Genomic DNA, 23,752 nt, shown 5'->3' on the forward strand with positions numbered 1-23,752 from the left:
GTCCGGCCGCGCGGCGCAAGGGCGCGCCGCATTACCATTTGGTCATATCAGGGCCGTTCGGCCCGATAGACATCCATGCCCCTTGTCGTCCATTGGGCATAGCCGACGGCGAGGATGAAGACGCCGAAATAGGCGCCAATGACGGCGGCGAGGGTGGGAAGATTGGTGATCATCTGGGGCTCCTTGGTGATGAGCCCAAATTGCGCCTTACCCCGCCTTCACCCTTGATTGAGGTCAATTTTCTTCTCGATTTTTGTCGGTAGCGCTCCGCCGCCTTGCCCGCTAGGGTTTGCGCCAACCAGACTCAAACGAGAGGCTTCGCCCCCAATGACCATCGATCCCGTCAAGCTCGACAAGCTCGCCCAGGTTGCCATCAAGGTCGGCCTGCAGTTGGAAGAGGGCCAGGACCTCGTCATCACCGCACCGATGACCTCGGCGCCGCTGGTCCGCCGCATCACCGAGCATGCCTACAAGGCCGGCGCTGGCGTGGTCACGACGATCTATTCGGACGAGGAAGCAACGCTTGCCCGCTATCAGCATGCCAATGACGCGAGCTTCGACAAAGCCGCCGGCTGGCTGTTCTCGGGCATGGCCGAAGCCTACAAGAACAACGCCGCGCGCCTCGCCATCTCGGGCGACAATCCGATGATGTTGTCTGGCCAGGACCCCGAAAAGGTCAGCCGTGCCATGCGCGCCAGCTCCGCTGCTGCCAAGCCAGCCATGCAGCTGATCACCGGCTTTGACATCAACTGGAACATCGTTTCCTACCCGACCGCCGCCTGGGCCAAGCTGGTCTTCCCCCATGACAGCGAGGAAGAAGCGGTTTCCAAGCTCGCCGATGCGATCTTCAAGGCGTCGCGCGTCGATCAGGAAGACCCGATCGCGGCCTGGAAGGAGCATAATGCCAACCTCAAGAAGCGCTGGACCTGGCTTAACGAAAAGGCCTTTGCCTCGCTCAAATACACCGGTCCCGGCACCGACCTGACCGTCGGCCTCGCCGATGGCCACCGCTGGAAGGGTGGCGCGTCGGAAGCCAAGAACGGCATCACCTGCAATCCCAATATCCCGACCGAGGAAGTCTTCACCACGCCGCACAAGCTGCGCGTCGATGGCTATGTTGCCGGCACCAAGCCGCTGAGCCACAACGGCGCATTGATCGAGGACATGCAGGCCCGTTTCGAGGGCGGCAAGCTGGTCGAGTTCAAGGCTTCAAAGAACCAGGCCCTGTTCGACAAGGTGCTCGATACCGACGAGGGCGGCCGTCGCCTCGGCGAGGTAGCGCTGGTGCCGCATAGCTCGCCGATCTCGGCTTCGGGGATCCTGTTCTTCAACACGCTCTACGACGAAAACGCCTCCTGCCATATCGCGCAGGGCCAGTGCTATTCGGACTGTTTCGTCAATGGCAAGGACATGACCCAGGACCAGATCGCGGCCCAGGGCGGCAATAGCTCCAATATCCACATCGACTGGATGATCGGCAGCGACAAGATCGACATCGACGGCGTCAATGCCGATGGCTCGACCGAGCCGGTGATGCGTGGCGGCGAATGGGCCAATTGAACCCAAGGGGGAGAGCAGGCATGAAGCGTCTTGTTGCGATTTGCGGCCTGCTCACCCTCGCCTCGCCTGCCTTGGCGCAGACGGTGGTGGACAGTGATTTCAGCTATGTCGTCACCTTGCCCGATGGCGAGGAAATCGGCGAAAGCTCGACCGCCGTGCCCTATGTGCGGGGCGTCTGCTATTACTGGCATCTCCGCCTCGCCAAGACCAAGGGGCCAATTTCGGTCAGCGAAATTTTCACCGTGCCGGCCGAGCCCGCCAGCTGGGGCGTGGGTGAGGATGCAACGATCGCCGTCTTCGACGACAAGGCTGCTGCGACCTCTCCCCTGTCCCTGACGCCGGAGGATGGCTGGATCGGCCACGGCTGGTGCCTCGCCAAGGGTGACCCCAAGGGCGCGCACAGCATTGAAATCCTCGCCGGTGACACGCTGCTGCACCGCTTCGATTTCACGGTGGATGAGCTTTAGGGGATACCCCCGCCTAGCCTCCCCCTGATAGGGGGAGGGACAGATCGCGTTTAAGACGGCATCTCGCCCTATCCACCGGACGGATTCCTCCCCCTGTCAGGGGGCGGTTAGGTGGGGTATCCGAGCAAGGACTCCTCAACCCCTGAACGTATTCTCCCTGATCGACTCCGGCTTCATCTCAATCGAAAACCCAGGCAGTTTCGGCGGCATATAGGCCGCGTTCCTGATCTCGCACGGCTCCACGAAATGCTCGTGCAGGTGGTCGACATATTCGATCACCCTTCCATCCTTGGTCCCAGAGACCACCAGATAGTCGATCATCGACAGGTGCTGCACATATTCGCACAAGCCCACGCCACCGGCATGCGGCCAGACCGGCAGGCCGAATTTGGCCGCCATGAGCAGCACCGACAGCACCTCGTTGAGCCCACCGATGCGACAGGCATCGATCTGGACGATATCGATCGCGCCATCCTTGATGAACTGCTTGAAGAGGATCCGGTTCTGGCACATTTCGCCGGTCGCCACTTTCACCGGGGCAATCGCCTCTCGGATCGTCCTGTGCCCCGAGACGTCATCTGGGCTGGTCGGCTCCTCGATGAAATAGGGATTGAAGCGGGATAGCTGTTTCACCCAATCCACTGCCTGGTCGACTTCCCAGACCTGATTGGCGTCGATCATCAGATAGCGATCAGGCCCCATGATCTCGCGCACGATTTCGAGGCGCCGAATATCGTCGTCGAGATCGCGACCGACCTTCATCTTGATGTGCTGAAAACCCTGTTCTACCGCTTCTGTGGCCAACCGTGTCAGCTTCTCGTTGCTGTAACCCAGCCAGCCGGCAGAAGTCGTGTAGCACTGATAACCTTCAGCCTTGAGCGTGGTGATACGCTCGGCCTTGCCGGCCTCGGCCTTCCTGAAAATCGCCAACGCCTCCTCGGGCGTGATGGCATCGGTGAGGTAGCGGAAGTCGATAATGGAGACGAGCTGCTCGGGCGTCATGTCGGCCACCAGCTGCCACACCGGTTTTTTGGCCTCTTTTCCAAGAAGATCCCAGACGGCATTGACCACGGCACCGGTCGCCAGATGCATGGCGCCCTTGTCGGGGCCGATCCAGCGCAGCTGGCTGTCGCCGGTCACATGCCGCCAGAAGCGGCCGGGATTTTCCGCGATCCAGCTCAGCTCCAGCCCCAGCACGCGGCTTTCCAGCGCCTTGATCGCTGCGACGACGACTTCATTGCCGCGCCCGATCGTAAAGGTGAGACCATGGCCTTCATGCTCGCCATCGGTCCCCAGGATCACATAGGCGGCCGAATAGTCCGGATCGGGGTTCATCGCGTCCGAACCGTCCAGCGAGGCAGAGGTCGGAAAGCGCAGATCATGCGTTTGGAGGGCAGTAATCTTGGTCATTGCACTCGTCCGGATTAAGCGGTCCAGCCGCCGTCGATGACGTGGATCTGGCCGGTCGTATAAATTGCGCCGGCAAGATAAACCGCCAGGTCTGCCACCTCTTCGGGCCGCGCGATGCGGCCGATCGGCTGGCGGGAGATGAAGGCCTTTTTCGCGCCCTCGAAATCGCCCGTGGCATGCCAGCGTTCATGCAGGCTCGGCGAATCCACCGTGCCGGGGCAGATGGCATTCACGCGGATATTGCTGGTCGTATAGTCGGAAGCGACCGACTTGGTCAGGCCGATGACGGCAGCCTTGGAGATCGAATAGGCGGCGCGATTGGGCACGCCCTTCACCGAGCTGGCGACCGTCGCCATGTTGATGATGGCGCCATCCTTGCGCTCGAGCATCTGCGGCAGCACGGCCTTGATCGTGCGGATCTGCGCCTTGATGTTGAGGTCGAAGGCAAAGTCCATATCCGCGTCGGTCATCTCGAGCACGGTGCCGGAATGAACGACGCCGGCGCAGTTGAAGAGGATGTCGATGCGGCCAATCTCGGACACGGCCGCTTTCACCGCATCCGCCGACAGAACGTCCAGCACGCGCGTGATGACACCCGGCATGCCATCGAGCTCTTTCAGCTTCTCGGCATTGATGTCGGTGGCAATGACTTTGGCGCCCGCCGCTACAAAGGCTTCTACTGAAGCCCGGCCAATGCCCTGCGCGGCGGCGGTGATGAGGATGGTTTTTCCAGTAATGTCGGCCATGAACGGTCCTGTGGTAAAGGGGCCGGGTGTCGCCACCCGGCCCGGGTGGTCTTAGTCGTAGAGAACAGCCGCGATTTCGGGGTCTTCCATGGTCGCGGCGTCGTAATAGTAGAAGCCGGTGTCGATGACGGGCTCGAGCGTTTCGCCCTTGAGCGCCTTGACGGCGGCGGCGACGGTTTCATAGCCGATGCCGACCGGGTTCTGGGTGATGGCACCATTCATGACGCCAGAGGTGATCATGCCCTTCTGGGCGGCGCCGGAATCGAAGCCAATGACGACAATGTCGCTGCCCAGTTCGGTCTTGCCATTGGCAACGCCGATCGCCGAGCCTTCATTGGCGCCGAAAATGCCCTTGAGGTCGGGGTTGGCGAGCAGGATCGACTTGGTGATCTCGGTCGACGCCAGCTGGTCGCCGCCGCCGTATTGGACGCTCACCACTTCGATATTGGGATATTCTTCCTTGATGCGGTTGACGAAGCCGTCGACGCGATCGATGCCGGTGCGGCTGGTCTGGTCGTGGGCCACCACAGCCACCTTGCCTTCGCCGCCGATCAGTTCGGCCATCTTGTCGGCCGCGAGGGCGGCAGCAGCGACGTTGTCGGTAGTCGCCGTGGTCAGCGGGATGTCGCTGTCGACGCCGGAGTCAAAGGCAATGACCGGGATATTGGCGGCCTTGGCCTGTTCGAGCAGCGGCGTTGCGGCCTGACTGTCGAGCGCGGCAAAGCCGATGGCATCCGGGTTACGCGACAGGGCGGCGGCCAGCATATCCATCTGGCGGTCGACCTGGGTTTCGCTTTCCGGACCTTCGAAGGTCACGGTCACACCCAGTTCGGCCGCAGCCTGATCGGCACCGGCCTTCACGGCCTGCCAGAACTGGTGCTGGAAGCCCTTCGAAATCAGGGCGATATCGTAGTTCTCCTGGGCCGAGGCGGCGCCGCTGGCCAGGAGCAGGGACAGCGCGCTGATGGCGCCGAGCAGGTTACGTCGGTTCAACATGGTTCCTCCCATGGGGTTTTGAATGCGCAGTCGATGAGCCATTTCGGCCTTCTTGTTGGCGCCCTCGGGCGCTGGTTTGCTGGACGGCTCAGAGCGAGCGACGCCGCAGAATATCGGCATAGACCGCCAGGATGATGATCGAGCCGGTGACGACCGTCTGCCATTCCTGGGGCACGGAAAGGATGCGCAGGCCATTGGCCAGCACGGAAATGATGAGCGCGCCAATCAACGTGCCGAGCACGGTGCCGCGGCCGCCCGACAGCGAGGTGCCGCCGATGACCACGGCCGCGATGGCGTCGAGTTCATAGCCCTGCCCCAGCGCGGGCTGGGCGGAGTTGAGCCGGCTGGCGATCAGCAGGCCCGCCACGCCGCAGATCGAGCCGGCCACGGCATAGACCGCGATCTTCCAACGATCGACATTGACGCCCGAAAGGCGCACGGCCTCTTCATTGCTGCCCAGCGCAAAGGTGTATCGGCCAAGCGCTGTTTTGCTCAGCACGAAAGCGGCGAGCCCCGCGACGAGGAAAAGGATCAGCACGCCATTGGGCACGGGCACGGCCGGGAAAACCGAGCCGATGGCCGATCCCAGAGCGATCTGGTTGAAGCCGGGCGTGTCGTTGAAATAGATCGGCCGGGTGCCCGAGATCACCAGCGACAGGCCTTTTAGGATCAGCATCATGCCCAGAGTGGCGATGAAGGGCGGCACCTTGAGCTTGGCAATGATGACGCCCGAGATCAGCCCGCAACCGGTGCCGGCGAGGATTGAGGCGGCAATGCCCAGCGGCAGGGGCAGGCCGAGATAGGTCAGGACCACGCCGGTGATGACGGCACAGAAGGTCATCAGCGTTCCCACCGACAGGTCGATGCCGCCTGTGATAATCACCAGCGTTGCGGCAATAGCCAGTACGCCATTGACCGAGGTGGCCTGCAGGATCGCCAGTACATTCTGGGTCTGCATGAAATTGGGCGAGGCCAGCGAAAAGACCACGACCAGCGCGATCAGGCCTGAAAAGGCCAGCAGGCGATGGAGCGTACCGGAAATGCGGACACCGGACTTGGCTTGGGGCGCTGCGATATCGGTCATGCCGACCTCCGTTCGGAATGGGTTTCGGCCACGCTGCTTTGCCGCTGCGTCGCCAGCCGCATGATCTCTTCCTGGCTCGAACCGCCGGGCAGCATGCCGGTCAGCCGACCCTCGCACATCACCGCGATGCGATGACTGAGACGCAGCACTTCGGGCAGTTCCGAGGAAATGACGATGATCGCCCTGCCCTGCTGGGCCAGCGCGTTGAGCAGCTTGTAGATTTCCGCCTTGGCGCCGACGTCGATGCCGCGCGTCGGCTCATCGAAGATCAGGATGTCGCAATCGCGCAGCAGCCATTTGGCGATAACGACCTTCTGCTGGTTGCCGCCGGACAGGAGCCGCGCTTCCTGCAGATCGCTGGGCGTCTTGATGGCCAGCTGGTTGATATAGGTCTTGGCCGTTTCCTGCATGGCGCGATCGTCGATCACGCCAGCGGTGCGGGTGAAACGTGACAGGCTGGCGAGGGCGATATTGTTGCGTACGTCGAGCCCGGTCGCGAGGCCGAAATGCTTGCGGTCTTCCGACAGGTAGCCGATGCCGGCATGGACGGCGTCGCCGGGCGAGGAAATGCCGACGCGCTTGCCATTGACCCAGATTTCGCCGCTGTCGCGCGGATCGGCACCGAAGATGGCGCGGGCGACTTCGGTGCGTCCGGCACCCATCAAGCCGGCCATGCCGAGGATTTCACCCTTGCGCACTGAAAAGCTGACATTGCGGATTTCGCGGCCGCGGTTGAGATTTCGCACTTCAAGTGCCACGGGTTGGGCCGATGTATTGGGAATGACCAGCGCCTCTTCGGTCAGCGTGCGGCCGACCATCATGGAAATGATGGTTTCGATGGGCGTGAAGCCGGCCGGCACCGTACCGACATATTCGCCGTCGCGCATGACGGTGACCCGGTCGGAGATGCGCTTGATCTCGTCCATCTTGTGGGAAATGTAGACCACCCCCACCCCCTCGGCCTTGAGCCGGTTGATGATGGTGAAAAGCTCGGCGATCTCGGCGTCGTTGAGCGCGGCGGTCGGCTCATCCATCACCAGCACACGCGACTGGTAGCTCAGCGCCTTGGCGATCTCGACCATCTGCTGCTTGGCGATGGTCAATGTCTCGACCCGCACCGTTGGATCGAGCTGCAGGTTCATTGAGTCGAAAATGGCTTGGGCGTTGCGATTGAGCGCCCGCTCGTCGAGCAGGAAGCCGCGGCGCGGCTCGCGGCCGATAAAGATGTTCTGCGCCACCGTCAGGTCGCGCATCAGTGCCAGTTCCTGATGGATGATGCCGATGCCCATGTCCTGGGCCTGTCGCGGACTGGCAATCTCGACGGGCTGCCCGTTGAGGCGGACCTCGCCGGCGTCGCGGGTGTAGACCCCGGAAAGGATTTTCATCAGCGTGGACTTGCCGGCGCCATTCTCGCCCATGAGCGCATGGACCTCGCCTGAGCGCAGTTCGAAGCGGGCGCGAGACAAGGCGCGCACACCGGGAAAGGACTTGTCGATATCGATCATTTCCACCAGCGGCGCAGCGCTGACGTCAATGACCGGCGACGAAGCTGTCGTGCCGCTCAGGACCATGCCAAAACTATCCTCCCGTGCATTCTTGCGATGCACATACGAACAATCTATTCATAAATGAAGGAATGGCGCAAGACGTTGTCGTTCCGCCAAAGAGTCACCAATCACAGCCATTGGTGACGCTCGATGCTAACAGTCTGCTAGCCAATTCGGGCAAACGCTGCTCCCCAGCGGAGCGTATGAGACCGGGAGTTTGACGTGGCGATGGATGAAGACGGCGACCGCTATCGCGCCCCGGCGCTGGACAAGGGGCTTGATATTCTCGAGCTTCTGGCAGCGACGGCCGATGGCTTGAGCCAAGCGGAAATCGCCAAGGCGCTCGAGCGCACGCCCAATGAAATCTACCGCATGCTCGACCGCCTGGTGCGGCGCAACTATGTGCGCCGCACCTTGGAAGACCGCTACGAGATCACCCTTAAACTGTTCGAGCTGGCCCATAAAAGACCGCCCATGCATCGCATGGTCAGCCAGGCCATGCCGGTGCTCCGCAGCTTTGCACTCAAGGCTGAACAGGCCGTGCACCTGGTCGTCCAGGACCGCAATATCCTCGTCGTCATCGCCCAGGTCGACGGCCCGGGCTATTGGAATGTCTCGATCCGCGTCGGCTCGCGCCTGAGCCTGGTCAACACCGGCTCAGGCCATGTTTTCCTCGCCTTTGCCACGCCCGAGGAGAGGCTGCTGATGCTCGAGGAACAGGACCTCGGCTCGCCCGAAAAGATGCCGAAAGACCTCGAAGCCCGCCTCGAAAAGGTCCGCGAGCGCGGCTATGAAAACATGCCCAGCGCCCAGGTTTCGAGCGTTTCCAACCTGACGGTCCCGATCTTCGGACCGCTCGGTTCGGTCATCGCGGTCCTCACCTGCCCCTATACCCAGCGGCTGGACAAATCCGATGCGCCGAACATGGACGCGGTGCTCGGCCTGTTGCAGCAGGCAGGCCAGGATATTTCAAACCGGGCGACACCGAAGGAATAAGCGGAGGAATTTCAAAGTGATGCGCATTCTCGACACCCATCTCCACCTCATTTATCCCGACCGCTTCAGCTATCCCTGGCTCTCGGGCGCACCGGCCATCAACAGGTCTTGGAGCGTGGAAGACTATTTCGCCGAAGCCGTGCCGCTGGGCATTGAGGCGGCGCTGCACATGGAAGTGGATGTCGCCGAAAAGGACATGCTGGCCGAGAGCGAATTCGTCCTCACCCTGCCGCGCATCACCGGCGCCATTGCCGCCTGCCGGCCGGAGGGCATGGGCTTCGTCGACCAGATCGAGCGCCTTTCCGAGCACGCCCATATCAAGGGCGTGCGCCGCATCCTGCATGAATCCCCGGACGATCTCAGCCAGTCGGACCTGTTTGTCGAAAACATCCGCCACCTGCCCGATTATGACCTGAGCTTTGACCTCTGCGTGCGGGCCGACCAGTTGCCGGTCGGGCAGATGCTGGTCGAGCGGGCGCCCGATGTCAGCTTCATCCTCGACCATTGCGGCGTTCCGGATGTGCTCGGCGCCGGGCTCGATCCTTGGCGCGACAATATCAGACGCATCAGCAAGTTGCCCAATCTCAACGCCAAGGTTTCCGGAGTCGTCGCCTATGCCGGTCCGGACTGGAGCGTCGAGACGGTTCGCCCTTATGTCGAGCATATCATCGAATGTTTCGGCTGGGATCGCGTGGTCTGGGGCTCGGACCATCCCGTGGTGACGCGCACCGGCTCGCTGACCCGCTGGGTCGAGGCGACGCGCGCGATCATCAGCGGGGCCAGCGATGACGAACAGGCCAGGCTGCTCCACCGCAACGCCGAGCGCATCTACAAGGTGTGACCTTGTAAGGAACCTCGACCCGGCGCACAGTCTTATCCAAGAACAAGAATATGGGATGAGACTATGAGCGTCAGCGCCGATCGTATTGCCGTTTCCACCTGGTCACTGCACCGCCTCCTGGGCATGACCTATCCGCACGACCTGACCACAAACGAAGTCGGGCCGATGCATGAAACCTATGGCGAGGGCGAAGAATCCCTGCTCGGCCTGCCGTCGGTGCTGGCCAATCACGGCTATCACCGGCTGGAGATCGTCTCCTTCCACCTGCGCAGCCGCGACCCGATCTATCTGGCCGAACTCAAGGACCAGCTGCGGATTGCCGAGGTCAAGCTGCAGACGCTTCTCATCGATGCCGGCGATATCAGCGATCCCGAACATGGCGCGCGCGACCAGAAGTGGATTGCCGGCTGGATCGAAGTTGCCAATGAGCTGGGCGCAGAGAATGCGCGCATCATTGCCGGCAAGCAAAAGCCGACCCGCGATGCGCTGGATCGATCGATCAAGGCGCTGACGGCGCTGGCTGACGGCAATTCCGGATCGCCCGTGCGACTGGTCACCGAGAACTGGTTCGACCTGCTGTCGGAGCCGGCGCATGTGCACTATCTGCTCGACAAGCTGGACGGTCGCATCGGGCTGCTCGGCGACTTCGGCAATTGGGGCGGGGCGAACAAATATTCCGACCTGGCCTCGATCTTCAGCCGGGCGGAACTGTGCCACGCCAAGGCCAGTTTCATCGACGGGGATCTCGACGCGGTCGATTATGGCGCCTGCGTCAAGCTGGCCGAGGCGGCGGGCTATACGGGGCCTTACACGCTGATCTTTGACAGCGAAATTCCCGGCGAATGGAACGGCTTGGCGGCAGAGCGGGACTTCATCACCTCGCTTAGGGAATAATGCTTAGGGCACAATAAGCCCATTGTTAACGGGCCTGGCGCAGAGTGGCACCATGTCCGTGACCTCGCTCAAGCCTGTCGCGCCGGCCCTGCCCCGCTTCGAGCGGGTCGACGCCATGCTGGCACGGATCGTCGATACGGCGGCCGTGGGCATGGTGGTGTCGCGCATGAGCGGCCGCATGGTCTATGGCAACCGCGCTTTCACCGCCCTGCTCGGACAGGAGATTGTCGAAGGCGGGACGCACAATATTCTCGATGTGATCCACGCGGATGACCGGGCCATTGCGCGGCTGCAGCTGTTGCGGCTGATGGCGGGGGAAATCGAGGATTATCGCGGCGAGCACAGGTTTCTGCATGTCGATGGCGAGCCGCGCTGGGTGAGCGTGGCGGCGTCGCTGTTGCGCGACGATGCGGATGGCTCGCCCGCCTATCTCATCACGCAGGTGACCAATATCGAATTGCAGAAAAAGGCCGAGGCGGCACTCGCGCATTCAGAGAGCCGGCTGAATTTTGCGCTGGAGAGCGCGCGGCAGGGTGTGTGGGACCACGATATCGTCAATGACACGATGTTCTACTCGCGGCAGTGGCGGGTGATGCGGGGCATTCCGCCGGACGAAGAGGTGGATGGCAGCCAGGAGAAGTGGCTCGAGCGGATTCATCCCGATGACTTGCAGCATGTGCTGGATAATGTCGACAAGCAGGACAGGGGCGATGCCGATCTCGATGCGCTGGAATATCGCGAGCTGCGGCGGGACGGATCCTATGTGTGGATTCTAAGCCGCGGACGACCGGTGGAATGGGATGGTGCGGGCAACCCGACGCGGACGCTGGGAACCGATACCGATATCACGCGGCTCAAACTGGTGGAGCAGGAGCTGGCAGCCCAGAAGGAACGACTGCGGGTGACGCTGGATTCGATCGCGGACGGCATGATTTCGACCGATGAAAGTGGGCATGTGGTGTTCATGAACCCGGCGGCTGAAACGCTGACGGGCTATCGTTCAGCCGAGGCCATGGGGCGGGAGGTGCGCTCGATCTTTATCGTGCGCGACGGGGCGACAGGGGCAGTTCAGCCCTGCCCGGTGGCGATCTGCCTCGGGAGTGACATGCCGGTCCAGCTCGACGACGACATGATCCTCGTGGCGCGGACAGGGGCGGAGCGCGACATCCGCTGCACGGCAGCGCCGGTCAAGACGCCACAGGGCCGGTTGAGCGGGGCAGTGCTGGTATTTCAGGACGTGTCCCAGAGCCGGGCGATGCAGCGCGAACTGGCGCATTCAGCCAGCCATGACAACCTGACCGGACTGCCCAACCGGGCGGCCTTCGACCGGGCGCTCAATGCCGCCGTCGGCACGACGCGGGACGGGCGTACGCATTGCCTGCTCTATATCGATCTCGACCGGTTCAAGCCGGTCAATGATACAGCAGGGCATGCGGCTGGAGATGCGCTGCTCAAGCAGATCGCCCAGACCATCCGCGGCTGCTGCCGCAGCCATGATGTACCGGCGCGCATCGGGGGCGACGAATTTGCCGTGGTGCTGAACGATTGCCCGGGAGACGGCGGGCGCGCTGTGGCCGACAAGATTGTGCGAGCGATCGCGGCGCTGGCATTCCAATGGGCGGGCCGGGACTATCCGATCAGCGCCTCAGTTGGCGTGACGATGATTACCGAGGCGCAGCCGACCCCGCTCGGCTTCATGGGCGAGGCCGATGCCGCCTGCTATGCTGCCAAGGCGCGCGGCCGCGGCATGGCCGTGCATTTTTCCGACCTCTAGGCGCTATTCCAACGGCTTGAGACCGGCCAGCAGGGTCGGGATCAATTCCGTGACCGTGGGGTGGATGTGCACGGTTTCCATCATCATTGTATAGGGCGTGCCCGCGACCATGAGCTGGAGCAGGGAGTGGATGACCTCGTCGCCGCCGATGCCCAGGATGGCCGCTCCCAGGATCTGCTTGCTCTTGGCATCGACCAGGACCTTCATCAGTCCCTGCGTTTCGCCGCGTTCGCGGGCGCGGGCGACCTTGGACATGGGCATGGTGGCGATCAGCGCCTTCTTGCCGGATTTGCGCACCTCATCCTCGCTCATGCCGATGCGGCCAAGGGGCGGGTCGATGAAGAGGCCGTGTACGGGAATGCGCTTGGCGATGGAGCGCTTGCCCTTGTCGATGACATTGTCGGCGACGATTTCGAAATCATTGTAGGAGGTGTGGGTGAAGGCGCCGCGACCGTTGATATCGCCCATGGCCCAGATGCCCTCGACATTGGTGCGCAGGTGGTCGTCGACAGGAATATAGCCGCGCTCATCAGTCTCGACGCCGGCGGCGGCGAGGTTGAGATCGGCGGTGTTGGGCTTGCGACCGAGGGCGACAAGGAAATGGCTGCCCTCGACCGAAGATCGTTTCTGGCCGCGCTGCAGTGACAGCAGGACGCCGGACCCGGCCCTGGCTACCGCCTCGATGGTGGAATTGAAGAGGAAGGTGACGCCTTCGGCTTCGAGGATCTCGCGGATGGCAGCGGAAATATCGGCGTCCTCGCGGGTCGCGGGGCGGTCGCCGCGATCGACCACTGTGACCTTGGAGCCGAAGCGAGCATACATATGGGCAAATTCAAGCCCGATATAGCTGCCGCCGGCGATGATCAGGTGGCTCGGCAGGGTGTCGAGATCCATGATCGAGCTATTGGTGAGGTAGGGCACGCTTTTAATGCCCGGCCAGTCGGGCACTGAAGCGGCGGCGCCGGCATTGATGAAGATCTGGCTGGCGGTGAGGCGGCGACGGCCCACCTTGACCTCTGCGGGCGAAACGAAGCTCGCCGAGCCCTTGATATAGTCCAGCGTCTTGAGACTGCCGAGCCAGTCGGTGAGGCTCTTGACCGAGGCGTTGACCACCTTGTCCTTGCGGGCTTTCACCGCCTTCATGTCGACGGTGACCGGGCCCTTGACCACGACGCCGAAATCGCCGGCCTTGCGGGCAGCCCAGGCGGCGCGGGCGCTGGCCACCAGCGTCTTGGTGGGCGTGCAGCCATCGTTGACGCAAGTGCCGCCCAATTGGCGGCGCTCGATCAGCGCGACCTTGCGGCCGGCATCGGCAAGACGTGCCGCGAGAAAGGGACCGGACTGACCGGCACCGATAATGATGGCATCATACTGATCTGACATGGGGGCCTCCAAGGACCCCAAGCCTATGTGCTTAAAGGACTTAACGCCAGCGTCCGAGCTTATTCTCCGGCCAATTTCACCGTGTTGCGCGGCATGCGGTTCCAGGCGTCGAGGGCGGCGATTTTGTAAGCTTCTGCCAGCGTTGGATAATTGAAGGCGTTTTCGACAAAATAGTCGAGCGTGCCGCCCAGGTTGAGCACGGCCTGACCGATATGGATGAGCTCGGTGGCGCCCTCGCCGACGATATGAACGCCAAGGAGCTTGCGCGTATCGAGGGCAAAGATCATTTTCATCATGCCCGACTGCAGGCCCATGATATGGCCGCGCGAGGTTTCGCGGAAACGGGCGATGCCGGCTTCATAGGCGATGCCCTGGGCGCGGACCTGCTGCTCGGTGAGACCGACGGTGGAGATTTCCGGCACGGCATAGATGCCATAGGGGAAAAATTCGGGCGCTGGCGGCATGGGCGCGCCACAGGCATGCAGCGCGGCGATGCGGCCCTGCTCCATCGACGTGGAGGCGAGCGAGGGCCAGCCGATGACGTCGCCGGCAGCATAGATGTGGCGCACGGAGGTCTGGAAGGTCACGGGATCGACCTTGAGGCGGCCGCGATCGACCGGCGTGATGCCGGCATTTTCGAGCCCGAGATCGGCCGTGGCGCCGGAGCGACCGGCGGCATAAAGCAGCATGTCGGAGCGGAGGCGGCGGCCGTCGGCGAGGATCGAGACGGGCCAGCCCTGCTCGTCGAGCTCGACCTTTTCCACCTTGGCGCCGAGGCGGATGGTCATGCCGCGCTTGCGCAGGTCGTGGGTGAATTCCTCGATGATCTCGCGATCGATGAAATCGAGGATGGTATCCTTGGGCTCGACAATGGTGACGGGCACGTCGAGCGCGGAAAAGATTGTGGCATATTCGATGCCGATGACGCCGGCGCCGACCACGGTCAGGCTGCGCGGCACCCGCGGCTCGGCGACGAGACTGTCGCTGTCGACCACGGAATGGTCGTTGAACGGGATATTGGCCGGACGATAGGGCGCGGTGCCGACGGCAATGACGGCATGATCGAAGCTGAATGTGGTGTCGTCGCCATCAGGGGCGGTGACGGCGATGTGGTTGGCATCGACGAATCTGGCCATGCCGCCGAAGGTACGCACGCCATTGCGGTTGAACTGATGCTCGAGCACTTCGATCTCGTGGTCGAGCGTCATCCGGAGGCGGGCGCCCAAATCCTTGCCTTCGATGTCCTTTTTGACGCGATAGGCGAGGCCATAAAAGCCACGTTCACGCCAGCCGGAGAGGTTGAGCACCGTTTCGCGCAAGGTCTTGCTTGGAATGGTACCGGTATGGACCGAGACTCCGCCAAGGCGCAGGCGGTTTTCTACGACCAGCACCGATTTGCCCAGCTTGGCCGCCTGCACGGCCGCACGGCGTCCGGCGGGGCCGCTACCGATGACGATGATGTTGAAATGTTCCAAGAAAACGTCCTCGCGTTACCGCTTTGCGTGCCCAGATATCTGTCGCGTTCTCGAACCGCAAAACCGATGCCCACTTTGGCCGAGAACGCTCTAGTGGCTGAGTGTGACAATAGCGCTGCAAATGTTGCAATCGCGCAAACGGAAAGGCTGCGTCTTGTAATTGACATGGAACACCCCGCCGCTATGGTCCCGCTCGCAATTTGACTTACAGGAAAACAGCCATGCCCTATGCCGATCTCGCCAAGACCATCGATGACGCCTTCGAGGCGCGTGCCGAGATCAGCATCACTACCAAGGGCGAGGTTCGCGACGCCGTGGAAGAGGCGCTGCGGCTGCTCGATACCGGCGCTGCGCGTGTGGCCGAGAAGGTCGATGGGCAATGGCAGGTCAACCAGTGGCTCAAGAAGGCCGTGCTGCTGAACTTCCGCCTCAATGACAATCGGCTGATCGAGGGCGCGCCGGGTGGTTCGCACTATTGGGACAAGGTGGGCACCAAGTTCGAAGGCTGGAGCGAGAACCAGTTCCGCGAGGCCGGTTTCCGTGCCGTGCCAGGCGCCGTGGTGCGCAGCCCGGCCCATATCGGGCGCAATGTCGTGTTGATGCCCAGCTTCGTCAATGTCGGCGCCTATGTCGACGAGAATACGATGGTCGACACCTGGGCCACGGTCGGCTCCTGCGCGCAGATCGGCAAGAATGTGCATCTGTCGGGCGGCGTCGGCATCGGTGGCGTGCTGGAGCCGCTGCAGGCCGGTCCGACGATCATCGAGGACAATTGCTTTGTCGGCGCGCGCTCGGAAGTGGTCGAAGGCGTGGTGGTGGGCGAAGGCTCGGTGATTTCCATGGGCGTCTTCATCGGCGCCTCGACCAAGATCGTCGATCGCGCGACGGGCGAGATCCATATCGGCAAGGTGCCGCCCTATTCTGTGGTGGTTTCGGGCTCGCTGCCCGGCAAGGCGCTGCCCAATGGCCAGCCCGGCCCGAACCTTTACTGCGCCGTGATCGTCAAGACGGTCGATGCGCAGACGCGCAGCAAGACCGGCATCAACGAGTTGCTGCGGGACTAGCATGAGTGTGGACCCCGTCGACCTGCTCAAGGCGCTGATCGCCTGCCCCTCGGTTACGCCCGAGGAGGCGGGCGCGCTGGACCTGCTGGAGCGGGTGCTGCGCGACAACGGCTTTACCGTCACGCGGCTGCGCTTTGAGGGCGACGGGTCCTATCCGGTGGACAATCTTTTTGCCATTCGCGGTACGGGCGGGCGGCGGCTGCTGTTTGCCGGGCATACGGATGTGGTGCCGCCGGGGGGTCTGGGCACCTGGACCAGTGATCCCTTCGTGGCGCGCGAGGCCGACGGCAGGCTCTATGGGCGCGGCGCGGCCGACATGAAGTCAGGCATTGCAGCATTCGTGGCCGCGGCGTCGGCCATTCCGGCCGAGGTCGGGACGGTGATGCTGGCCATTACCAATGACGAGGAAGCCGACGCGGTCAATGGCACGGCCAAGCTGATGGCCTGGGCGGAAGCGCAGCAGCAGCATTTCGACTTTGCCATTGTGGGCGAGCCGAGTTCGGCGGCCAGCCTTGGCGACAGTATCAAGATCGGGCGGCGCGGGTCGCTGTCGGGGGTGATCACGGTCAGCGGGACGCAGGGCCATGTGGCCTATCCGGATCGGGCCAACAATCCGATGCCGGCGCTGGCGCGGGTGGTGACGGCGCTCGACACGGGAATCGACCAGGGCACGGCGCATTTTCCGGCGAGCAACCTGGAAGTCACCTCAATTGACGTGGGCAATCCGATTTCCAATGTGATCCCAGCGTTAGGCACGATCCGCTTCAATATCCGTTACAATGACCTGTGGACGCCGCAGACGCTGGCGGACTGGGTGCGCGGGCGGATTGGCACGGTGGATGCCAAGGGTGCGGTGATCGATTTCAAGGTGGCCGGCGTGCCGTCGCGCTCCTTCCTGTCGCCGCTGAGCGAGGATGTGGAAACGCTGAGTGCATCAATCGCGGCGGTCACCGGGGCGCGGCCGGACTTCTCGACGGGCGGCGGGACCTCGGATGCGCGCTTCATCGCGCAATATGGGCCGGTGGTGGAATGTGGGCTCGTGGGCCCCAGCATGCACAAGGCGGACGAGCATATTGCCGTGTCGGACCTGACGGGCCTGACCGCCATCTATCGTGATTTCATGACCCGCTTTTTTGGAGCCGGCGCATGAGGATCTGGCGACTGGCGAGCGAAGCCTATGCCGGCTGGCTGATGATCCTGCGGGGCGAGGCGGGCTGGCGGGAGCGGTTTTCGCTCAATGCGGCGGGACTGCTGTCGGGGTTGGTTATTTTCTTTTTCGCCGCATTCCTCGCCATTGCGCTGGGCTCGATCGTGCTGGCCATGCCCGATGTGTTCGGGGTGCTGGACCTGCTGCTGGTGCATGCCATCTGGGTGCTGGCCTTCTGGGCCACGATCAAGGCGACGAAAATGGCGCTCAAGGACGAGGTGGCAACGCTCGACCTGCTGGTTCCCGGCATCTACTTGCTGGTGGGGTATCTCGTCGTCGGATCGGTGCTGAACCTGATCCTGGCGCCGCTGGTGCAATTGCTGACGCTGCTGCTGGCCTGGCCGATCTATCGGTTGGGGCGCATGGCAACGGAATGGAACAAGGGGATCACGGCAGCGTTTGCCGCCGCGACAGTCTTGCTGCTTGTCGCGGTGCCGCAAGCGCTCTACATGCTCAGCAGTGTTCCTGTGTAGTCTTTAGTTGCGTTGTCGAACCGCAAAACCGGTATCCCGTTTTGCCGAAAACGCTCCAGTTTGAGGAAAGCCCTTTGGCCAAGCCGACCACGACCTTCCTCGATGAATTGTCTGGCGCTGCCCGCGGATGTGTTGCCCTGGTGATGGGCCGGCGCGAGGCCGCGTCCTTCTTCGACTTTTCCCAGCGCGGGCTGGTAGGCAGCTTCATTGCCGCCTTGGTAGCCGTGGCACTGGCCGGGTTTGGCCCGATGCTGGCCGGCCTTCCGCTGCCGCAGGGCGCGGCTACACAGTCGATCATCATCAATGCCGTGCTGTTTGCCGCCCAGGCGGTGACGGCGTTTTTCGCCCTGCGCCAGATGGGTCGGCAGGACGGATTTACGCCTTACCTCGTGGCATCAAACTGGGTGACGCTGGCCTCGGCGCTGATGAGCGTGCTGGCGGCCCTGCTGGGGCCGGCGGGGATGGTGGTCATCCTGGTGCTGGCGGTCTTTGCCATCCTGACCTTTGTCAATATCGGCCGCTTTATCGTCACGCTGAAGCCGATGCAGATCGGCCTGCTGTTCCTGTCTCAGGTGGTGGGTGTGTTTGTGGCCTTCGGCGTGATTGCCGTGCTGATGGGGCCGGCCGTCGTCAGCTAGTAGGTGACGTCCGTCAGGTAGAGACCGGCAGAAGGTGCCATGGCGCCGCAGCGCGTGCGGTCGCGGGCGTCGAGCGCGGCGCGGAAATCACGCGGGCTCCATTTGCCCTCCCCCACCATGCGCAGCGAGCCGACCATGGAGCGCACCTGATGGTGCAGGAAGCTGCGGGCGCTGGCATTGACCACGACATGATCGGGCTCGGCGCGGACAGTGAAACGGTCCAGTGTGCGAATGGGCGAGTTGGCCTGGCATTCGGCCGAGCGGAAGGTCGTGAAATCATGGCTGCCCAGGATCAGGCTGGCGGCGTGGTCCATGGCTTGGGCATCAAGCGACTTGGGAATGTGCCAGACATGGTTGCGCTCGATGACCGGCGGGGCGCGGCGGGTCAGGATGCGATATTCGTAATGACGCGCTGTGGCCGAAAAGCGGGCCTCGAAACTTTCGGGGACGGCTTCTGCGGCGATGATGGCAACCGGATCGGGGCGCAGGTGGAAATTCAGCGCCTCGCGGATGCGGAAGGGATCCCAGTCCTTGCCGAGATCGAAATGGGCGACCTGGCCGAGGGCGTGAACGCCGGCATCGGTGCGGCCGGCGGCCTGGGTGGTGACCGTCTCGCCGGACATGCGAGCGATGGCTTCTTCGAGCGCCTGCTGCACTGAAGGGCGATCGGACTGGCGCTGCCAGCCGGAAAAGGGCGTGCCGTCGTATTCGATGGTCAGCTTGTAGCGGGGCATCAGGTGACGGTTGCGGGCAAAGCCCCTGCCCCGCGCAGGAAGGTTGCGGCATCCATGGCGCCCTTGCCTTCGCGCTGCACCTGGATGAGGCGGACAGCGCCCGTTCCACACGCAATGGTCAGGTCGTCGAGCAGCGTGCCGGGGGCGCCGCTGCCCGTGCCGATGGTGGAGCGCAGGACCTTGATACGGGTGGGCTTGCCACCGAGGTCCATTTCGAACCAGGCGCCTGGGAAGGGGGAGAGGCCGCGGATGTGGTTGTGCACCTCTGCGGCCGAGTTGGACCAATCGATGCGGGCTTCGGCCTTCTCGATCTTTTTGGCGTAGATCGCGCCTTGGTCGGGCTGCGGCTTGAAGTCGAGGCTGCCCCGTTCGAGGGCGGCAAGGGCGCGGCCCATCAGATCGGCACCGGTGCGCATCATGGTGTCGTGCAATTCGCCTGATGTCATGTCGGGGGTGATGGGGATCACTTCGCCGACGGCGACGGGACCGGTATCGAGACCCTCGTCCATCTGCATAACCATGACGCCGGTCTGGGCATCGCCGGCCATGACCGAGCGCTGGATGGGGGCCGCGCCGCGCCAGCGTGGCAGGAGCGAACCGTGGAGGTTCAAACAGCCCAGTTCGGGCGCGTCGAGGATCGGCTTGGGCAGGAGGAGGCCATAAGCAACGACCACGGCCAACTCGGCGCCGTGGCTGGCAAAAACGATCTGCTCGGCCTCGCCCTTGAGGGATTTTGGCGTGAAGACCGGAATGCCGAAGGCTTCAGCGGCCAGGTGGACGGGCGACTTGCGCTCTTCCTGACCGCGACCCGCGGGCTTGGGCGCGCGAGTATAGACCGCCACGACCTCATGGCCGGACGAGACGATCTCGGTCAGCGTCGGGACGGAAAAATCGGGCGTGCCCATGAAGATGATACGCATGGGAACTCCACCGATCCGTGCTTTAGCGGGCAGACAGCCTGGCCTGCTTGTCGAATTTCTTGATGACGCGGTCGCGCTTGAGACGGCTCAGATAGTCGATATAGAGCACGCCATCGAGGTGATCGAGTTCATGCTGGATGCAAACAGCGAGCTTGCCCTCGGCGACCTTTTCGACTTCCTGACCGTCGAGATCGGTGTATTTCACCGTGACGTCATTGGGGCGCTCGACCTCGTAATAGAGCTCGGGGATGGAGAGGCACCCTTCTTCGGTGACCTGCATCTGCTCGCCGAAATGGGTGATCTCGGGATTGATCATGACCAGCGGCTCGGGCGTCTCACCTTCGGGGGCCAGGTCCATGACGACGATGCGCTTCATCACGCCGATTTGGGGCGCGGCGAGGCCAATGCCGGGCGCATCATACATGGTATCGAGCATGTCCTTGGCGAGCGTCTTGATCTCGTCATCGACGTCGATGATCGGATCGGCGACGGCGCGCAGGCGGGCATCGGGAATGACGAGAATGGGGCGAACAGCCATGGGCATTGGTCCGGCGAAAAGGGATTTTCCCCTCGATATGGCATTTCCGCCGCTGTGGTCAACTCTTGTGGCCGGGCGCGATGAGAACATTCTGCGAACAGAAGAATCGTGCTAGGGCTTCTCCATGGATACTATGCTGTTCGAAATCGCGGGTTATCCCGTTTCTGTTCTCGTCGCCATCGTCGGCGTGGTGGCGCTTGCGGCCATGCTGGTGGCGGTTGTGACGCTGGTGCAATCGCGGGCTGGGACGGACCGTGCGGAGGCAGCGGGACGGTCGCTGCTGGCCGAGGCGCGGGAGGGCTTTGCCAGCCAGCTTGGTGAACGCGACCGGCGGATTGCCGAGCTCGACCATCAGGTGCGGGTGGAACGCGAGCGCGGCGCCGACCAGGTGGAGCGGCTGCAGGAAAAGAATAGCGAGTTGATGGCGGATGTCTCGGCGGCTCGCGCGAGAATGGCGGAGCAGGCGGTCAATGCACAGGCCAGCGAAGCGCGGCTGCTGGCGGTGCGGCAGGAGATGACCGACCAGTTCAAGGCGCTGGCCGGGGATGTGCTCAAAAAACAGAGCGAGACCTTCACCAAGCAGAACCGCGAGCAGGTGGATACGCTGCTGAAACCCCTGCAGGAAAAGATCGGCGAGTTCCACAAGGGGCTGATCGAGGATCGCTCGGCGATGGGCGAGCGGATCCGGTTACTGCTCGAGAGCAATGTGCAGATCACCACCGAAGCCAACAACCTGACGCGGGCACTGAAAGGCAATTCGCAGACGCAGGGCGCCTGGGGCGAGATGATCCTCTCGACCATTCTCGAACGGAGCGGGCTGCGCGAGGGCGAGCAATATGTGACGCAGCAGAGCCATACCGGCGCCGACGGCTCGCGCTTGCGCACCGATGTCGAAGTGCTGATGCCCAATGACGATAGGCTGGTGATCGACAGCAAGGTCTCGCTGACCGCTTTCGAGGCCTATACCAATAGCGAGGACGATGGGCGCGAGAGCTATCTGGCGGCGCACGTCGTTTCGGTGCGCGGACATATCCGCACGCTGGGCGAGAAGACCTATCAGAAGCATGCAAAGTCGAGTCTCGACTATGTAATGATGTTTGTGCCGATCGAGAGCGCGCTGGCGACGGCGATCCAGGCCGATCCGAAGCTGGTCGAATATGGCATGAGCCAGGGCGTGATGCTGACCACGCCGACGACGTTGATGACGGTGCTGCGGACCGTGCGCAATGTCTGGGACATCGAGAAGCGCCATCGCAATGCCGACGAAATCGCCGAACGCGCTGGGGCGCTTTACGACAAGGTCGCCGGGTTCCTCGCCAGCATGGACAAGCTGGACGGACATCTGGAGAAAGCCCGTTCGAGCTTCGAGGATGCCAAGGGACAGCTCTCAAGCGGGCGCGGCAATGTGGTGCGGCAGGTAGAAATGCTGCGCGATCTGGGGGCGAAGACCAACAAGAGCCTGCCCGCCGGATGGGATGGTGGCGAGGATGATGCGCCGAAACTGCGGCTCGTCGGCGAGGAGCCTGGGGACCTGTCCTAACGCGCCGTCAGCTCGCTGCGACTCTTGAGGACTTTGTCGCCGTCCTCCTGCTCGATGAGATAGGCCGGCTCCTTGCGGTTGGCATCGCGTGTCACTTCGCTGCCCTTGATGGTGCGGGTGACTTTGGTGGTGAAGCGCTCGACGATCTTGCCGTGAGCGGTGTGGGCGCCCCAGCTCCAGGTAACTTTGCTGCCCTTGCGCATGGCCATGCTTGATCTCCATCTGCTGATGGATCAATTGCCGGCGATCACAACCGTTCCCTGCGGTCGAACCAGTTCTGCCCAGGCACGTTGGTCATGACGATCAACCCAGAGGGAGATTCGAAATGGCTCAGCATCACGATCATCACGGCACCATGGTGCCGCAGAACACCAATTTCGATAATGCGGACCAGCCGGGCATTGCCCAGCCCTATACCCAGAGCGAAGTGGAAGAACTGCTCTATGGCGAGGACCGCCCGGCCACGGAACGCCTGGCCCGCCTGCGCGAATTGCGCGACGAGAGCACGATCCGCGAAAGCGGTGACTGGGGCGACCAGGACCCGGCATCCATGCTCGACGAGCTGGATCGCGCCATAGACGAGCTCAGCGCCGTGATTGCCAATGGCGAGGACAATGAGGATTTCGCCGGGCTTGCCACCAATTTCGACAATGACCCGGCAGACCGGCTCGATGCCCTCTCACCGGACGACGACGATGCGCGCTTCGCCATCGAGGGCGATGAAGACGAGGAATCTGACGACGGTCTCGAAGAAGAGAAGTGGGATGGTGGCGCCGAATTCGGCAAGACCGACCTGCACTGATTGGGTGGTCGCGCTTTCGAAGCGCAACACCGGCGACCACTTTTGCTGAAAGCGCTCTAGATCTCGGTGCGGGCCTTGAGTGCCTGGCTGAGTGTGCCTTCGTCGAGATAATCGAGCTCGCCGCCCACGGGGACGCCGTGGGCGAGGCGGGTGACCTTGGTGTCTGAACCAGCCAGGCGATCGGTGATGTAATGCGCCGTCGTCTGGCCTTCGACCGTGGCGTTAACCGCCAGCACCACCTCAGAAAAATCGGAGGAGCGGGCGATAAGGGCGTCGACGGAAAGGTCGTCGGGGCCGACGCCGTCGAGGGGGGAGAGGACGCCGCCGAGGACGTGGTATTTGACCTGCCCCACCCCTGCCCGCTCCAGGGCCCAGAGGTCGGAGACGTCTTCGACGACGATCAGCATGCCGGAATTGCGGCGCGGGTCGGCGCAGATGGAACAGGGGCTTTGCGTATCGATATTGCCGCAGATTTCGCAGGTGCGAACGGCAGTTACGGCGCGGTCGAGCGCGGCGGAAAGGGGCAGCATGAGCTGCTCCTTCTTCTTGACCAGATGCAGCACGGCGCGACGCGCCGAGCGCGGACCAAGCCCTGGCAGGCGCGCCAGGAGCTGGATCAGCTGTTCGATTTCAGGACCGCCAGTGGCCATTTTCGCGTTAACC

The 23,752-nt window shown here is 62.9% G+C and carries 25 protein-coding genes; 12 read left to right on the top strand and 13 right to left on the bottom strand.

Going from position 1 to position 23,752, the window contains the following annotated elements; translation table 11 throughout:
• Positions 1–47: 47 nt before the first annotated feature.
• Positions 48–173 (bottom strand): hypothetical protein, encoded by a 126-nt coding sequence (locus tag P0Y65_15180; protein WEK03528.1) that lies wholly within the window; start codon positions 171–173, stop codon positions 48–50.
• A gap of 154 nt (positions 174–327) precedes the next feature.
• Between P0Y65_15180 and P0Y65_15185 the strand changes: the two genes are divergently transcribed.
• Both P0Y65_15185 and P0Y65_15190 read left to right on the top strand, forming a co-directional pair.
• Positions 328–1,560, top strand: coding sequence for an aminopeptidase (locus P0Y65_15185; GenBank protein WEK03529.1), 1,233 nt, complete (start codon positions 328–330; stop codon positions 1,558–1,560).
• 20 nt (positions 1,561–1,580) lie between these two features.
• Positions 1,581–2,027: a hypothetical protein gene (locus P0Y65_15190; protein WEK03530.1), complete on the top strand. Its 447-nt coding sequence runs from the start codon at positions 1,581–1,583 to the stop codon at positions 2,025–2,027.
• A 135-nt stretch (positions 2,028–2,162) separates the two neighbouring features.
• Here the strand turns inward: P0Y65_15190 and P0Y65_15195 are convergent, their stop codons facing one another.
• From P0Y65_15195 to P0Y65_15215, 5 genes are all read right to left on the bottom strand, one after another.
• Entirely contained in the window at positions 2,163–3,437 is a 1,275-nt protein-coding gene (locus P0Y65_15195; GenBank protein ID WEK03531.1) for an L-fuconate dehydratase, read from the bottom strand.
• 14 nt (positions 3,438–3,451) lie between these two features.
• Positions 3,452–4,183, bottom strand: coding sequence for an SDR family oxidoreductase (locus P0Y65_15200; GenBank protein ID WEK03532.1), 732 nt, complete (start codon positions 4,181–4,183; stop codon positions 3,452–3,454).
• Positions 4,184–4,234: 51 nt separating this feature from the next.
• On the bottom strand, positions 4,235–5,179 hold the full coding sequence (locus P0Y65_15205; GenBank protein WEK03533.1) for an ABC transporter substrate-binding protein: 945 nt from the start codon (positions 5,177–5,179) through the stop codon (positions 4,235–4,237).
• 88 nt (positions 5,180–5,267) lie between these two features.
• Positions 5,268–6,263: an ABC transporter permease gene (locus P0Y65_15210; GenBank protein ID WEK03534.1), complete on the bottom strand. Its 996-nt coding sequence runs from the start codon at positions 6,261–6,263 to the stop codon at positions 5,268–5,270.
• On the bottom strand, positions 6,260–7,834 hold the full coding sequence (locus P0Y65_15215; GenBank protein ID WEK03535.1) for a sugar ABC transporter ATP-binding protein: 1,575 nt from the start codon (positions 7,832–7,834) through the stop codon (positions 6,260–6,262). The genes P0Y65_15210 and P0Y65_15215 overlap by 4 nt, the downstream gene beginning before the upstream one ends.
• A gap of 204 nt (positions 7,835–8,038) precedes the next feature.
• On the opposite strand from P0Y65_15215, the gene P0Y65_15220 reads away from it, so the two are divergent.
• The 4 genes from P0Y65_15220 to P0Y65_15235 all read left to right on the top strand — a co-directional run bounded on the left by P0Y65_15220 (position 8,039) and on the right by P0Y65_15235 (position 12,315).
• Positions 8,039–8,806, top strand: coding sequence for an IclR family transcriptional regulator (locus P0Y65_15220; protein ID WEK06812.1), 768 nt, complete (start codon positions 8,039–8,041; stop codon positions 8,804–8,806).
• Between the two features lie 19 nt (positions 8,807–8,825).
• On the top strand, positions 8,826–9,647 hold the full coding sequence (locus P0Y65_15225; GenBank protein ID WEK06813.1) for an amidohydrolase: 822 nt from the start codon (positions 8,826–8,828) through the stop codon (positions 9,645–9,647).
• Between the two features lie 63 nt (positions 9,648–9,710).
• A complete protein-coding gene (locus P0Y65_15230) occupies positions 9,711–10,541 on the top strand; it encodes a TIM barrel protein (protein ID WEK03536.1) in 831 nt (276 codons plus the stop codon).
• A 52-nt stretch (positions 10,542–10,593) separates the two neighbouring features.
• Positions 10,594–12,315, top strand: coding sequence for a PAS domain S-box protein (locus P0Y65_15235; GenBank protein WEK03537.1), 1,722 nt, complete (start codon positions 10,594–10,596; stop codon positions 12,313–12,315).
• A gap of 3 nt (positions 12,316–12,318) precedes the next feature.
• Here the strand turns inward: P0Y65_15235 and P0Y65_15240 are convergent, their stop codons facing one another.
• Together P0Y65_15240 and sthA are read right to left on the bottom strand one after the other, a co-directional pair.
• Complete coding sequence (locus P0Y65_15240) at positions 12,319–13,698, bottom strand: FAD-containing oxidoreductase (protein ID WEK03538.1); 1,380 nt, start codon at positions 13,696–13,698, stop codon at positions 12,319–12,321.
• A gap of 59 nt (positions 13,699–13,757) precedes the next feature.
• Entirely contained in the window at positions 13,758–15,173 is a 1,416-nt protein-coding gene (sthA, locus tag P0Y65_15245) for a Si-specific NAD(P)(+) transhydrogenase (GenBank protein ID WEK03539.1), read from the bottom strand.
• A gap of 221 nt (positions 15,174–15,394) precedes the next feature.
• Here sthA and dapD point away from each other — a divergent pair, with 221 nt between their 5' ends.
• The 4 genes from dapD to P0Y65_15265 all read left to right on the top strand — a co-directional run bounded on the left by dapD (position 15,395) and on the right by P0Y65_15265 (position 18,555).
• Positions 15,395–16,237 carry a 2,3,4,5-tetrahydropyridine-2,6-dicarboxylate N-succinyltransferase gene (gene dapD / locus P0Y65_15250; GenBank protein ID WEK03540.1) on the top strand — a complete coding sequence of 281 codons (843 nt, stop codon included), beginning with the start codon at positions 15,395–15,397 and terminating at the stop codon, positions 16,235–16,237.
• 1 nt (position 16,238) lies between these two features.
• Positions 16,239–17,387 carry a succinyl-diaminopimelate desuccinylase gene (gene dapE / locus P0Y65_15255; protein WEK03541.1) on the top strand — a complete coding sequence of 383 codons (1,149 nt, stop codon included), beginning with the start codon at positions 16,239–16,241 and terminating at the stop codon, positions 17,385–17,387.
• Complete coding sequence (locus P0Y65_15260) at positions 17,384–17,917, top strand: hypothetical protein (protein WEK03542.1); 534 nt, start codon at positions 17,384–17,386, stop codon at positions 17,915–17,917. Before dapE ends, P0Y65_15260 begins: the two co-directional genes overlap by 4 nt.
• Positions 17,918–17,991: 74 nt before the next feature.
• Positions 17,992–18,555 (top strand): hypothetical protein, encoded by a 564-nt coding sequence (locus P0Y65_15265; protein ID WEK03543.1) that lies wholly within the window; start codon positions 17,992–17,994, stop codon positions 18,553–18,555.
• Here P0Y65_15265 and truA read toward each other — a convergent pair.
• The 3 genes from truA to def are packed head-to-tail and all read right to left on the bottom strand — an operon-like array spanning position 18,552 to position 20,747.
• A complete protein-coding gene (gene truA, locus P0Y65_15270; protein ID WEK03544.1) occupies positions 18,552–19,289 on the bottom strand; it encodes a tRNA pseudouridine(38-40) synthase TruA in 738 nt (245 codons plus the stop codon). The two genes, P0Y65_15265 and truA, sit on opposite strands and share 4 nt — an antisense overlap.
• The gene (fmt, locus tag P0Y65_15275; GenBank protein WEK03545.1) at positions 19,289–20,209 is read right to left on the bottom strand and encodes a methionyl-tRNA formyltransferase; all 921 of its coding nucleotides are present in this window, start codon (positions 20,207–20,209) and stop codon (positions 19,289–19,291) included. The genes truA and fmt overlap by 1 nt, the downstream gene beginning before the upstream one ends.
• A gap of 22 nt (positions 20,210–20,231) precedes the next feature.
• Positions 20,232–20,747, bottom strand: a complete 516-nt coding sequence (def, locus tag P0Y65_15280) for a peptide deformylase (protein ID WEK03546.1) — start codon at positions 20,745–20,747, stop codon at positions 20,232–20,234.
• Between the two features lie 124 nt (positions 20,748–20,871).
• Between def and P0Y65_15285 the strand changes: the two genes are divergently transcribed.
• On the top strand, positions 20,872–22,287 hold the full coding sequence (locus tag P0Y65_15285) for a DNA recombination protein RmuC (GenBank protein ID WEK03547.1): 1,416 nt from the start codon (positions 20,872–20,874) through the stop codon (positions 22,285–22,287).
• On the opposite strand, the gene P0Y65_15290 is transcribed toward P0Y65_15285, so the two are convergent.
• Positions 22,284–22,490 (bottom strand): DUF2945 domain-containing protein, encoded by a 207-nt coding sequence (locus P0Y65_15290; GenBank protein WEK06814.1) that lies wholly within the window; start codon positions 22,488–22,490, stop codon positions 22,284–22,286. The genes P0Y65_15285 and P0Y65_15290 overlap by 4 nt on opposite strands.
• A gap of 122 nt (positions 22,491–22,612) precedes the next feature.
• Here P0Y65_15290 and P0Y65_15295 point away from each other — a divergent pair, with 122 nt between their 5' ends.
• Positions 22,613–23,089 carry a hypothetical protein gene (locus P0Y65_15295; GenBank protein WEK03548.1) on the top strand — a complete coding sequence of 159 codons (477 nt, stop codon included), beginning with the start codon at positions 22,613–22,615 and terminating at the stop codon, positions 23,087–23,089.
• A 56-nt stretch (positions 23,090–23,145) separates the two neighbouring features.
• On the opposite strand, the gene recR is transcribed toward P0Y65_15295, so the two are convergent.
• Positions 23,146–23,739 (bottom strand): recombination mediator RecR, encoded by a 594-nt coding sequence (gene recR, locus P0Y65_15300; protein ID WEK03549.1) that lies wholly within the window; start codon positions 23,737–23,739, stop codon positions 23,146–23,148.
• Positions 23,740–23,752 lie beyond the last annotated feature (13 nt).

This window comes from Candidatus Devosia phytovorans (genome assembly GCA_029202405.1).
Taxonomy (GTDB): Bacteria; Pseudomonadota; Alphaproteobacteria; order Rhizobiales; family Devosiaceae; genus Devosia; species Devosia phytovorans.